This window comes from Amycolatopsis sp. NPDC004169 (genome assembly GCF_040610315.1).
Taxonomy (GTDB): Bacteria; Actinomycetota; Actinomycetes; order Mycobacteriales; family Pseudonocardiaceae; genus Amycolatopsis.
This window is the reverse complement of the sequence record NZ_JBEXMD010000039.1, coordinates 31,659-43,065: the sequence shown is the minus strand read 5'-3', so window position 1 is coordinate 43,065 and position 11,407 is coordinate 31,659. Positions and strand designations below refer to the sequence as shown.

The 11,407-nt window shown below is 72.3% G+C and carries 16 protein-coding genes; 6 read left to right on the top strand and 10 right to left on the bottom strand.

Features of this window, described 5'->3' with window-relative positions; genetic code table 11:
- Nucleotides 1-171: 171 nt before the first annotated feature.
- Nucleotides 172-453: a hypothetical protein gene (locus tag ABZX11_RS37370; protein ID WP_354922401.1), complete on the top strand. Its 282-nt coding sequence runs from the start codon at nt 172-174 to the stop codon at nt 451-453.
- Between the two features lie 3 nt (nt 454-456).
- Here ABZX11_RS37370 and ABZX11_RS37365 read toward each other — a convergent pair whose 3' ends face one another.
- Nucleotides 457-813: a VOC family protein gene (locus ABZX11_RS37365; RefSeq protein ID WP_354922398.1), complete on the bottom strand. Its 357-nt coding sequence runs from the start codon at nt 811-813 to the stop codon at nt 457-459.
- 118 nt (nt 814-931) lie between these two features.
- Here ABZX11_RS37365 and ABZX11_RS37360 point away from each other — a divergent pair, with 118 nt between their 5' ends.
- Nucleotides 932-1,114, top strand: a complete 183-nt coding sequence (locus ABZX11_RS37360) for a hypothetical protein (protein WP_354922395.1) — start codon at nt 932-934, stop codon at nt 1,112-1,114.
- Here ABZX11_RS37360 and ABZX11_RS37355 read toward each other — a convergent pair.
- From ABZX11_RS37355 to ABZX11_RS37320, 8 genes are all read right to left on the bottom strand, one after another.
- Entirely contained in the window at nt 1,111-1,449 is a 339-nt protein-coding gene (locus tag ABZX11_RS37355; RefSeq protein WP_354922392.1) for a hypothetical protein, read from the bottom strand. The two genes, ABZX11_RS37360 and ABZX11_RS37355, sit on opposite strands and share 4 nt — an antisense overlap.
- Nucleotides 1,446-2,246, bottom strand: a complete 801-nt coding sequence (locus tag ABZX11_RS37350) for a DUF692 domain-containing protein (RefSeq protein WP_176176143.1) — start codon at nt 2,244-2,246, stop codon at nt 1,446-1,448. The genes ABZX11_RS37355 and ABZX11_RS37350 overlap by 4 nt, the downstream gene beginning before the upstream one ends.
- Nucleotides 2,239-3,159, bottom strand: a complete 921-nt coding sequence (locus ABZX11_RS37345; protein ID WP_354922389.1) for a TIGR04222 domain-containing membrane protein — start codon at nt 3,157-3,159, stop codon at nt 2,239-2,241. The genes ABZX11_RS37350 and ABZX11_RS37345 overlap by 8 nt, the downstream gene beginning before the upstream one ends.
- Before the next feature lie 66 nt (nt 3,160-3,225).
- Complete coding sequence (locus ABZX11_RS37340) at nt 3,226-4,122, bottom strand: TIGR04222 domain-containing membrane protein (RefSeq protein ID WP_354922386.1); 897 nt, start codon at nt 4,120-4,122, stop codon at nt 3,226-3,228.
- A gap of 89 nt (nt 4,123-4,211) precedes the next feature.
- Complete coding sequence (gene msrB / locus ABZX11_RS37335) at nt 4,212-4,634, bottom strand: peptide-methionine (R)-S-oxide reductase MsrB (protein WP_176176146.1); 423 nt, start codon at nt 4,632-4,634, stop codon at nt 4,212-4,214.
- 19 nt (nt 4,635-4,653) lie between these two features.
- Entirely contained in the window at nt 4,654-4,959 is a 306-nt protein-coding gene (locus ABZX11_RS37330; protein WP_176176147.1) for a hypothetical protein, read from the bottom strand.
- Nucleotides 4,960-5,012: 53 nt separating this feature from the next.
- Nucleotides 5,013-6,686: a protein kinase gene (locus ABZX11_RS37325; RefSeq protein WP_354922500.1), complete on the bottom strand. Its 1,674-nt coding sequence runs from the start codon at nt 6,684-6,686 to the stop codon at nt 5,013-5,015.
- Nucleotides 6,687-6,804: 118 nt separating this feature from the next.
- The gene (locus tag ABZX11_RS37320; RefSeq protein WP_176176148.1) at nt 6,805-7,467 is read right to left on the bottom strand and encodes a TVP38/TMEM64 family protein; all 663 of its coding nucleotides are present in this window, start codon (nt 7,465-7,467) and stop codon (nt 6,805-6,807) included.
- Between the two features lie 45 nt (nt 7,468-7,512).
- Between ABZX11_RS37320 and ABZX11_RS37315 the strand changes: the two genes are divergently transcribed.
- The 4 genes from ABZX11_RS37315 to ABZX11_RS37300 all read left to right on the top strand — a co-directional run bounded on the left by ABZX11_RS37315 (nt 7,513) and on the right by ABZX11_RS37300 (nt 10,701).
- Nucleotides 7,513-8,529, top strand: coding sequence for a DNA polymerase domain-containing protein (locus tag ABZX11_RS37315; protein WP_354922381.1), 1,017 nt, complete (start codon nt 7,513-7,515; stop codon nt 8,527-8,529).
- 336 nt (nt 8,530-8,865) lie between these two features.
- A complete protein-coding gene (locus ABZX11_RS37310; protein ID WP_003068867.1) occupies nt 8,866-9,258 on the top strand; it encodes a DUF6221 family protein in 393 nt (130 codons plus the stop codon).
- A 36-nt stretch (nt 9,259-9,294) separates the two neighbouring features.
- The gene (locus ABZX11_RS37305) at nt 9,295-10,290 is read left to right on the top strand and encodes an LLM class flavin-dependent oxidoreductase (RefSeq protein WP_354922378.1); all 996 of its coding nucleotides are present in this window, start codon (nt 9,295-9,297) and stop codon (nt 10,288-10,290) included.
- Nucleotides 10,291-10,482: 192 nt separating this feature from the next.
- Complete coding sequence (locus tag ABZX11_RS37300; protein ID WP_176176151.1) at nt 10,483-10,701, top strand: S1 RNA-binding domain-containing protein; 219 nt, start codon at nt 10,483-10,485, stop codon at nt 10,699-10,701.
- A gap of 30 nt (nt 10,702-10,731) precedes the next feature.
- Here ABZX11_RS37300 and ABZX11_RS37295 read toward each other — a convergent pair whose 3' ends face one another.
- Nucleotides 10,732-11,388, bottom strand: coding sequence for a maleylpyruvate isomerase N-terminal domain-containing protein (locus ABZX11_RS37295; RefSeq protein WP_354922374.1), 657 nt, complete (start codon nt 11,386-11,388; stop codon nt 10,732-10,734).
- Nucleotides 11,389-11,407 lie beyond the last annotated feature (19 nt).

Sequence of the window (11,407 nt, the reverse complement as noted above, 5' to 3'; positions counted from 1 at the left end):
AGCCCCGCCCCAGAACAGAGCCCACCCACCCCAGGGGGCCGGTCCCAGTTCCAGTCTATCGGCGGTGGCCGACAAAAGGCCTGGTCACAGCGTGGTTGTCCACACCCCGGCGGAATTGTGGACGGGCAGGAAGGCGGCCCGGCCGCGGTCCGATCCGAAACCGCTGGAGTGATGCTCTACTGGCTGCCCGGCACCGGTGCCTCATCCGCCCGGCTGTACCGGGAAAGCCTCCGGCAGGTCAACGAATGGATCTCCGGCTCGGCCGGCGCGCCGGTGACCGTACCCACCGGCTGTTCGGTCTTCCCCGAGGAGCTGCAGTGCCCGTCTCGGCGATTGGCGGAGCGCCGGTTCCCGAACATCCGGTGCTGGAACGAGCCCGGCCACTTCAGGGCGTTCGAGCAGCCGGCGTTGTTCGTCGAAGAGGTCCGGTCATTCTTCCGGCTGGTCCGCTGATGGTCACCCGTTTTCGGTGAGCGGCTGGCTGAAGATCAACAAGTGCCCATCGGGTGTCCGTACGTTGAAGTCGCGCATCCCGTAGGGCCGGTCAGCCGGTGGCTCGACGATGTCGGCGCCGCGGGCGCGCAGCTCGTCGTGGCAGGAATCGACGTCGTCGACGATAACCGTCACCCTGGCCGGGCCGACGCTGCTTTCGGCGTACAGGTGGAACTCGGCGGTGTCGCGGATCACGGCCGCGTAGCTCGGTGGGGTTTCCCAGGTGAATATGGTGTCGAATCCGAGCGTGTCCGTGAAGTACGACCGCGCTGCCTGCACATCTCGGCACGGCAGCACGGGAATCGCCACCCGCATGACCATTCCGTCACCTTACCTGACTTTGGCTCAAGATCGCTGATCTTGGGCGCGGTCCAGGTCGGGGCCGACATGGTGCCGTCTACACCGCTGGAGGCCATGAGGCGACCTATACCAGCTGCTGATGAAATACAGTGACATCGACGACGAATCCGGCCAGCTGTATCGCGCACAGCGGGATCAACACTTTCTGCATCCTTTGATTCCAGAAGCCACGTCTGAACTTGCGCATGATTTCCTTCAGGCGGGCGTCATCACCGATGACAGCACCGAAGCCTGCCGCGGCGGTGACCCGAGGCCGCCCTAGCGGCGCCGAAGCCGGTCCACCAGCCGCCGCTTCGGCTTTGGCAGGTGGCCGCCCTCGATCAGCCACCTCATGAACTCGTCCGCGTACGCTCCCGATCTCTCCGCCGCCTTCTTCGGGCGGCCCCGGTTGAACTGCGCGAACAGCGGCCCGAACCGCTCGCCCAGCGCCTCCGCCAGTTCGGGCCGCTGGTAGGCCAGCACCCGCCCGTGCTTGCGCCGCAGCACCGTCGCCTCCACCCGCAGCCGTCCGGCGTCGAAGCCCTCCGGTGGCGGCCCGCCGGCCAGCAGCGCGTGCAGCAGCTCCGCCTGGCGGCGAGCCAGCTCCTCGCGGCTCACGCCGTCACCGCCGCCCGCAGCGCTGCCAGTTCCGCCGCCAGCTCGGCGTCGGTCGGGTAGTCGTCGTCGCGTTCCAGCAGCACGCCCGGCGGGTCCGTGCGGCGGCGGAGCTCCGTCAGCAACGCCAGCACCTCCGGCAGCACCGGGTGCGCGTGCGTGTCGTGGTAGACGCCGTCGCGCTCGATGCCGCCCGCCATGTGCACGTACGCCAGCCTCTCCCACGGGATGCCGTCCAGGAACGCCTCCGGGTCCGTGCCGATGTTGCGGGCGTTGGCGTACAGGTTCGCCACGTCGATGATCAGCAGGCAGCCGGTCCGGTCGGTCAGCTCGGTGAGGAACTGCTCCTCGGTCAGCTCGGCGTCCGGCCAGTCGAGCACCGCGGCGATGTTCTCCAGCGCCAGCGGCACGTCCACGATGGACTGGGCCAGCCGGACGTTCGCCACCAGCACGTCCAGCGCCTCGCGCGTGCGGGGCAGCGGCATCAGGTGCCCCGAATCGAGGCCGCCCGCGCGCACGAAGCAGACGTGGTCGCTGACCAGCGGCGCGTCCAGGGCCCTGGCGATCTCCGCCAGGTGCTGGACGCGGCCGGTGTCCAGGGGCTCGGCCCCGCCGAGGGACAGCGAGACCGCGTGCGGCAGCACCGGCAGGCCCCGCTCGCGCAGCGCCACCAGCGTCTCCGGCAGGTGGTCGGCGTGCAGGTTCTCGGCGACGACCTCGACCCAGTCCACGCCCGGCAGCCGCGCGATGGACAGGTCCAGCTCGTGCCGCCAGCCGATGCCGATGCCCAGCTCACCCACCGCAACCCCCTCCGCCGCAGCCGCCGCCTCCGCACGACGAGCCGCTGCTGCACGACGAACTCGAGCACGACGACCCGCTGCTGCACGACGACCCGGACGACCCCGACGAGCCACCGCCGCCGTAGGTGACCGGCGGGGCCAACGCCGCGCTGAGCTCCTCGTCCGGGTACATCGCCCAGCCGCCCAGCGCGACCGCGGCCGCCGCCCCGCCGAGCAGGACGCCGCCGGCCAGCATGCCCGCCGGGACCGGTCCGCTCGCCGCCGCCCGGGCCTGGCCGAGCAGGCGGTGCCCGGCGGCCGACGGCTGCCGGGGCCCGGTCTTCGACCGGCGGACCGCCGACGCGACCGTCAGGACCGCCGCCACGAGCACCAGGAACACCAGGATCCCGACCGGGCGGCCGAGCGAGATGCCGTTGACCAGCCGGGCCACGCCGAGCGCCAGCACGGCCAGCTGCAGGAGGAGCACGAACGTCCGCACCTGCCGCTTGGCGGCCGCCGAGGCCAGCAGGCCGCGCTGGTCCAGCCCCTCTTCGAGGGCCCGCATCGCCGCCGACTGGCGGCCGTACGCCCGCAGCGTCGCCGTCGTCTTCAGCTGTGCCGCGTCGAAGACCGCCTGCTCCAGCGGCTCGTACGGCCGCGTCCCGGCCTGGCTGACCTGCTTGTAGCTGTTGACGCGCAGCTGCCCGCGCTCGACCAGCGCCGCGATCGCCGCGTCGGTGGCCCGGTCGGGGCCGCCGGCGAGGAAGGCGAGCTGGTAGACGGTCGGCGGCGGACCGGGCGGCACGTCGTCCGCCCGCCTCGCCCGGCTGTTCACCACCCCGGACGCGACGACCCTGATCAGCAGGACCGCGCCGAGCAACGCGATGTAGAGGACCACGAAATCCGGTCCGGAAATGCCCCACGGGTCGTCCATCGCCCGTCTCCCCTCAGTGTGTCGCGGTTACCGTAGCTGTGAGACGCACGTGCTCGCGTCGGCGTTTCAACCGCCGCAGCCCCCGCCGCCCCCGCCTCCGCCGCAGCCGCCCCCACCCCCGCAGGAGCTGCTGCCCCCGCCGCACGAGCTGCCGCCGTAGAAGCCGACGGCGGTGCCGCCGCCGGCCCCGGCCAGGCGGGTGCGGCGGTTGTGGAGGCGGGTGGTGGCGTGCTGCGCGGCCCGGGTGACGGCGGCGCGGACGTCCTGGTCGGGGTGCCCGGCCAGCCCGTCCGCGGCGACGGCCGCGGTCGCGCCGGTCGACAGCGTGCCGGCCCGGCGGGCCGCCGCCCGGCCCGCGAAGGTGGCCTTGACCGCCGGCCGGTTCCGCGCCTTGACCGTGGTGGCGATCGCGATGACGGTGCCCACGGCGAGCAGGCCCAGCAGGATCCCCACCGGGTGCCCGGTGCTCGCCCCGGCGATCAGCCGGACCAGGCCGAGGGCGACCACCGCCCAGTAGGCCACCGCGGTGGCGATCCAGGTCGAGCGCAGCTTCCGCGGATCGGCGAGGAGGCCGCGGCCGATGAGCGCAGCTTCGAGTTCACGGGCGGCTTTGTGGTCCGCGGCGGCGTCGCACACCCGCTCGATCGAGGAGCCGTTCTTGCCGATCCGGCTCAGCGCCTCGCGGCCGACGGGGTCGGCGGCCGTGCCCTTGACGCGGCTGAGCCTGCCGTTGCCCGCCAGGCGGATCACCTGCTGCTCCAGCAGGCCGGCGACGACGTACTCGCCGAAGCGGCGGCGGCCGCCGGTCAGCACGGCCAGCTCTTCGGGCCGGTTCGGGCCGTCGCCCGCGCGGCCGCGCAGCACCAGCGCACCCCGCACCGCGGCGGCCAGCGCCGTCAGGAGCAGCAGGCCGCCGTAGAGCCCCGCGAACACCGGTCCGGGAATGCCCCAGGTGTCGGTCATGAGTCCGCCCTCCCTCGTCCGTGTGCGGAGACTACGTTCGAGGAAGGGCGGCGGGTTGCTCGCTTAAGGGAGATTTAGGCTGGGCGTTCTCACGCCTGGGGGACCAGCTTCAGCGAGATCGAGTTGATGCAGTAGCGCTGGTCGGTCGGGGTCGGGTACCCCTCGCCTTCGAAGACGTGCCCGAGGTGGCTGTGGCAGGAGCCGCAGAGCACCTCGATGCGCTTCATGCCCATGGTGCGGTCTTCGCGCAGCAGCACGGCGTCGGAGTCGGCCGGGTCGTAGAACGACGGCCAGCCGCAGTGGCTCTCGAACTTCGTGTCGCTGCGGAACAGCTCGGCACCGCAGGCGCGGCACTCGTAGACGCCGGTGGTCTTGGTGTCGGTGTACTCGCCGGTGAAGGGCCGTTCGGTCCCCGCCTGGCGGAGCACGGCGTACTCGTCGGGGCTGAGCTGCGCCCGCCACTCCTGCTCGGACTTCACGACGCGCGGGGTCGCGCCGACAACGGGTTTCATACCTTTCACCCGCCCCACGTTACGCCGCGAGCCAGGCGAGGGCGTGCACCACGATGTCCCATGCGGCCACGATCACGCCGAGCACGATGAGCACGACGATCAGGGCGGACACCCAGTAGCGCAGCCCGCCGAGCCGGTTGCTGGAGTCGGCGAAGTCGGCCACGCCGTCGAGGGCGGCTTCGATGGTGAAGTTCGGGCCGCACCGTTCGATGCGGTCGAGGTGCTCGGCGAACGCGCGCGCCTCCGGGTCGTACGGGTCCAGGCCGACCAGGTCCTCGTGGAAGCGAGGATTCTGGCCCGGCAGCGAAGCTCCGTCGTCGGCCATGCCACCACGGTAGGCCATCCGGGCCCCTCAGCCCACCGGACGCGCGTTAAGTCTCACTGCCCGGTGGCGGACGCGTCGAGCTTGGTGTTGCTGTCGATCAGCATCTGGCCGCCGACCATAACGATCCGGAAGGGGCGGCGCGACTGGCTGCCGAGGTCCATGTTGATGGTGATCGACCCGTCGGCGTTGGCGCCGCCGGAGTCGGCTCGCGCCTTGCCGTAGGTGGGCACCGTCTGGCCGGACCAGTAATCCTGGAACTGCTGCTCGCTGCCGTAGACCTGCTGGGCCGCCGGGGTCAGCAGGCTCCAGTTCCCGGCGGGGTTTGCGTAGAACCGGTCGGCGAGAAGCCGCCCGGCGGAACCGTAGTCGCTGATCTTGCCTTCGGACGGCGTCTGGCCGAGCTTGGCGGAAGCCGGTGCGTCGTCGCTCGGGCTGTTCGTCTTGGAGGAGCTGTGGCCCGTGGTCGGCTGGTTGCCCGGCGACTGGGCGGTCGTGGTGCCGCCCGAACCGCCGTTGCCGGAGTTCAGGACCAGGAACACGATCACCGCGACCACGACGACCGCCGCGCCGGCCCCGGCGAACACCGCGTACTTGCGCTTGTTGTCCGGCTTCGGCGCGTTCGACGAGTACTGGGGCGCCCTGGCCGACGGCGCGGCCGCGGGCATCGGTCTCGGCGGGGTGTTCGGCGGCGCGGCCGGGGACCGCATCGGCATGAACGCCGCGGTCGGGCGCGGCGGGTTCGACGCCGCCTTGGCCGCGGGCTTGTTCGCCGGTACGGGCGTGCCGACCGGCGGGGACGACGGTGCCGCGCCCGCCGTGCGCTGCCACGGCGGCCGCTCGCCGTCGTCCGAAGACGCCGGCGCCGCGGGCTTGCGGCCCCCGCCACCCGACAGCAGCGGCGGGGACGCCGTCATGCCGCCCGGCTCGGTGCGGGCCAGCGCGGCCAGCCGCTCGCGGGCCTCGGCCATGCTCGGCCGCTCGCCCGGCTCGCTGCGCAGCAGGCTCATCAGCAGCGCGGTGGCCGCGCCCGCCTGCACCGGCGGGTTGATCTGGCCGTTCGCCGCCGCGTAGAGCAGCGCGAGCTGGTTGGTCGTGTTGCCGTACGGCGTGGTGCCCTCGATCGCCTGGTAGAGGGTCGCGCCGAGGGCGAAGACGTCGGAGCTGGGCACCGGGTCGGCGCCGCGGGCCAGCTCGGGCGCCAGGTACGCGGGGGTGCCGCCGATCAGGCCGGTCGCCGTCAGCGTCATGTCGCCGGCCGCGCGGGAGATGCCGAAGTCGGTGATCTTCGCGGTGCCGGTCTCGTCGATGAGGATGTTGCCCGGCTTGACGTCGCGGTGCACGATCCCGGCGCGGTGCGCGGCGACCAGCGCGGACGCGACCTGCTCGCCGATCCGGGCGACCCGGCCGAGCGGCAGCGTGCCTTCCTCGGCCAGGATCGTGGAGAGGCTGGGCCCGTTCAGGTACTCCATCACCAGGCACGGGTCGCCGTTGTGCTCGGCGATGTCGAAGACCACGATGGCGTTCGGGTGCTGGAACCGGGCGGCGTTCTTCGCCTCGCGCATGGCGCGCTGGCGCATGTTGTCGCGCTCGGTCTCGGAGACGCCCGGCTGCGGGAGGATCTGCTTGATCGCGACGGTGCGTTCGAGGCGCACGTCGGTCGCGCGCCACACGACACCCATGGCACCGCTACCAATGTGCTCGACGAGGCGGTAGTGCCCCGCGATCAGCTGACCGGTGTCGATGGCGACTGCTCCTGACGAAATTCCCGGTGGTGGTGGCCCTGCTCAGCGCGGTACCGCTTCGCGCACCCGATCGAGTGTAGCGGTCGGCCGCGTGCTCTTCCCGTCAGCCAGCCGGTCCGGCGGGCTGCGGTTCGGCCGGTGCCCGCTTCTTGAACACCTTGACCAGGCCGATCGCTCCGGCCAGCGCGAACACGCCGTAACAGGCGAGCAGCGCGGGCGGCGTGTCGCCGGTCAGGACGTCGCCGAGGACGACCACGGCGACCGTGCCGGGCACGCTCCCGAGCAGCGTACCGGCCAGGTAGGGGGCGAGCCGCACCGAGGACACCCCGCAGAGGTAGCTGAAGGGGGCGAACGGCACCACCGGGATCAGCCGCAGCGACGTGATGGCGAGGACGCCGCCGCCGGAAAGGCGGTCGTTGACCGTTTTCACCGCCGAGCGGTGCAGGTGCCGGGTGACCAGGTCACGGCCGAGCAGCCGGGCCAGCCCGAAGGAGAGGGCGGCCGCGATGGTGGTGGCGACCAGGCCGATGGCGATCCCGGCCGCGGTGCCGACGAGCAAGCCGGCGGCCAGGTTGAACACGGTCCGCGGGATGGGCGCCACGGTGAGCAGCGAGTACGCCACGAGCAGCACGAGCGGCGTGGCGGGGCCGGTGGCGGCGGCCCAGGCCCGCAGTTCGGCAGGCCCGGGGATCGGCAGCAGCACCGCGGCCGCCGCGAAGACGGCGAGCACGGCGAGCGCGACGATCGTTTTGGTGCGGCCGGACACCCGTTCGAGCCTACCGGGGGGCCTCCGGGCGGCTAGCGTGGCCGCATGCCCAAGAACGGTGATCCGGTCGAGTACGAGGTGGGCGGGCGCACGGTCCGCGTCTCGAGCCCCGACAAGGTGTACTTCCCCCAGCGCGGCATCACGAAGCGGCAGGTCGTGGAGCACTACATCACGGTCGCCGAGCCGCTGCTGCGCGCGATCGGCGAGCGCCCGACGACGTTGAAGCGCTACGTCGACGGCGTCGAGGGCGAGTGGTTCTACGCCAAGCGCGTGCCCAAGGGCGCACCTCCGTGGATCGAGACGGCCGAGATCACGTTCCCGTCGGGCCGCAAGGCGGCCGAGGTGTGCCCGACCGAGCCCGCGGTGTTCGCGTGGGCGGCCAACCTGGGCACGTTCGACTTCCACCCGTGGCCGGTCCGCCGTCCCGACGTCGACCACCCGGACGAGCTCCGCATCGACGTGGACCCGCCGGACCGGGCGGGCTTCGCGGACGCGGTCGAGGTGGCCAGGGTGGTCCGCGAGGTGCTGGCGGACGCGGGCCTGACGGGCTGGCCGAAGACCTCCGGCGGCCGCGGGGTGCACGTGCTGGTCAGGATCCGCCCGGAGTGGGACTTCATCGCGGTCCGCCACGCGGTGATCGCACTGGGCCGCGAGGTTTCCCGCCGGATCCCCGACAAGGCGACGGTCGCGTGGTGGAAGGAGGAGCGCGGCGGGAGGGTGTTCCTGGACTACAACCAGGCGGCGCGGGACCGCACGGTGGCCTCGGCGTGGTCGGTCCGGGGGACACCCCGGGCGACGGTGTCGACCCCGCTGACGTGGGAGTTGCTGGACGAGGTGGACGCGGACGACTTCGACGTGCTGACGATCCCGGCGTTCTTGAAGGAGCACGGAGACCTGCACGCGGGGATGGACGCGTCGCCGTTCGGCCTCGAGACGGCGCTGGAGTGGTACGAGCGGGACCTGCGGGACCACGGGCTGGGGGAGCTGCCGTATCCGCCGGACTACCCGAAGATGCCGGGGGAGCCGAAGCGGGTCCAGCCGAGCAAGGCCCGGCCGGAGTAGGGGTCACGGCTCGCGGCCGGACCGGATCGCGCCGCCGGTGGCCGCTCCGGTGCCCGGTGTTACGCAGTGGTGTGAACCACTGCGAATCCGCCACCCCTTGTAACCACGACCACAGCCGTGGCGGTCCTCACCAAAACCCCCGCCCCACCGCGCAATTCCGCTCCGCCGAAAGAACCAATCCGAACAGCGAGTGATCACTCAAGCGCCCGCTGTCGCCTTTCCGGTTACAAATGTTGCACGGCCGAACTCGATGTCACGATCTTGGTCTCCGACGGCGTAACGTGCGGTCCCTGACTGGCGACCATCGGGCAGCGGGTTCGAGGAAGGAGGCCGTTCGTGGACGACCTGATCGCTTTCCTCGCGGCGCGCGTGGGCGCGCGGCAGGCGTTGATCATGCAGGCCGTCAACAAGGCGAAGGCCGGCGAGGCGATGAACCGCGGCGAGACGAAGGTCGCCGTGGAGCAGAAGATCCGGGGGCTCACCGATCTCGAGCTCGACGTGGTCAACCAGATGATCAACGAGATCGAGGCGACCCGGCGGATCCTGCTCGCCCACCGCACCACGGTGTCGGAGAAGGTGCCCGGTTTTCCGCTCTACGGCAGCGAATACTGGTGTGAAACCTGCCACGTGCCCGCCGACGAGGCCGGCTCCAACTGGTGCCTCACCCTGCGCCTGCTGGCCCTGCCCTACGCCGACCACCCGGAGTACAGCGAGCGCTGGCGGCCCTGACGGGAATCCCGCCGCGCGCCGGGCGTTGCACCCGGCGTGAGGTTCTCCGTGCTCGACCGCTCGCCCGTGCGGCGGGATCGCGGGCCCGCGCAGGCGCTGCGGGACACCGTCGCCTTCGCCGCGGGCATCGAACGGCTGGGCTACCACCGGTTCTGGGTGTCCGAGCACCACGGCGTGCCCGGCGTTGCCGGCTCCGCGCCGACCGTGCTCGCCGCCGCCGTCGCGGGGGCGACCAGCCGGATCCGGGTCGGGACCGGGGGCGTCATGCTGCCCAACCACCGGCCCCTGGTCGTCGCGGAGCAGTTCGGCGTACTGGAAGCGCTTCACCCCGGCCGGATCGACATGGGGCTCGGCCGGTCCGTCGGCTTCACCGGCGGCGTCCGATCGGCGCTGGGGCACGGCAAAGAAGCCGCCGACGACTTCGGCGCGCAGGTCCGCGAGCTGCTCGGGTTCTTCACCGGGGAACACGCTTACCCCGGCGTGCACGCCTACCCCGCCGAAGGCCTGCGCGTGCCGCCGTTCCTGCTGGCCACCGGGTCCGGTGCGGACCTCGCCGCGGAGCTCGGGCTGCCGCTGGTGATCGCGCCGGTGCGCGGTGAAGCGGCACTGGCCGAGGCTGTGACGCGGTACCGGGACGGGTTTCGCCCGTCCGAGTGGGCGCGCGAACCGTACGTCGTCGTCTCCTCGGCGATCGCGGTGGCGGACTCCGCGGCGGCCGCCCGCCGCCTGCTCGTCTCGGAGGCCTGGGCGACGGTCTATTCGCGCTCCCACGGCGTCTTCCCGCCCCTGGACCCGCCCGGCGACGTCCTCGCGGCACCGATGACCGACCGCGAACGACGGCGGCTCGAAGAGACGCTGGACAGCCAGATTTCGGGCACGACCGCCGAAGTGGCCGACCGGCTGGGCCGGCTCGTCGCGCTCACCGGCGCGGACGAAATCCTGGCCACGACCGCCGCCCACGACCAATCCGCGCGGTTCGATTCCTTCGCCGCGCTGGCCGAACTGGCGGGGCTGCGTCAGCCCATTTCCTGATCCGCCGATATCGCGTCAAAGAATTTCGGCGCGCATTCCGGTGGTACGATTTTCCGCGTGACTGCCGGGTCGGCCTCGAGCCGTGAGCAGACGGGGTACCCGGCTGTGCCGTGACCTCCGGGCGGCCCCGCGGGCCGCCGCCTCCTCGCCCACACCCTGATCGGGACGTGCGCGGAAGGGAGGTGAAACTGCATGACCCCGTGGCAGGAGTTCCTCGCGGCCCACGCCGAGGGCGGCGTCCTCGACGGCGTCGTGGTCCGGGTGGTGCCGTTCGGTGCGTTCGTCGAGGTCGCGGACGGCATCCACGGCCTGCTGGTGACCGACGCGGCACCGGAAGCCGGAACGCGGCTGCCGGTCCGCATCGAAGCCGTCGACGTGGAGCGGCGCCGGTTCAGCTTGGTGAAGGCGTGAGGTGAGCCGGGTGAGGCAGGGCGCCCTGCCTCACCCGAGCACCAGTGGCAGCCGCGCGGCCAGGCCGCCCAGTGCGGCGCGCTCGGCGTCCGTGGCGTTGCGGCGCCCGGTGGCCACCAGCAGCACGTCCTCGTCCGGCATCGACGCCGGGAACTGCGCCCCCGCGATCTCCTCCACCATCGCCCGCGTCCGCGCCAGCCCCTCGGACGGCGGCCCCGCCACCGACGGCACGTGCGCCACCAGGTCCAGGTGGTGCAGCGTCCACTCCAGCACGTACGCCGCCAGGTAGTCGCCCGCGGTCAGGACCATCTCCTGCGTCGACACCCGCATGCCCGGGTCCGCCAGGTCCGCCGCCCGGCCGGCCGCCGAGCCCACGTCGTCCAGGTGGAACTTCAGCAGCGCCGGGTCCTCGTACGCCGCCGCCAGCCGGACGATCAGCGCCGACAGCGGGTCTTCGCCCGAAGGGAGCGAGGAAGACACCGCCCAGTACGTGATCGCGTCGTGCGTCACCGCCGAGGACGCCGGGGTGGCTAGGGTGATCAGCACGTCCTGCGCGTCGATCACCAGGTGGCAGACCAGGTCCCGGACCAGCCACCCGCGGCAGCCGGACGGCTTCGCGAATTCGGAGCCGGGAAGGGCCGCGACCGCGGCGCGCAACGCCGCCCACGTGCGCGAGAAGAGATCCACGTGCGCGAAGCTAGCAGGG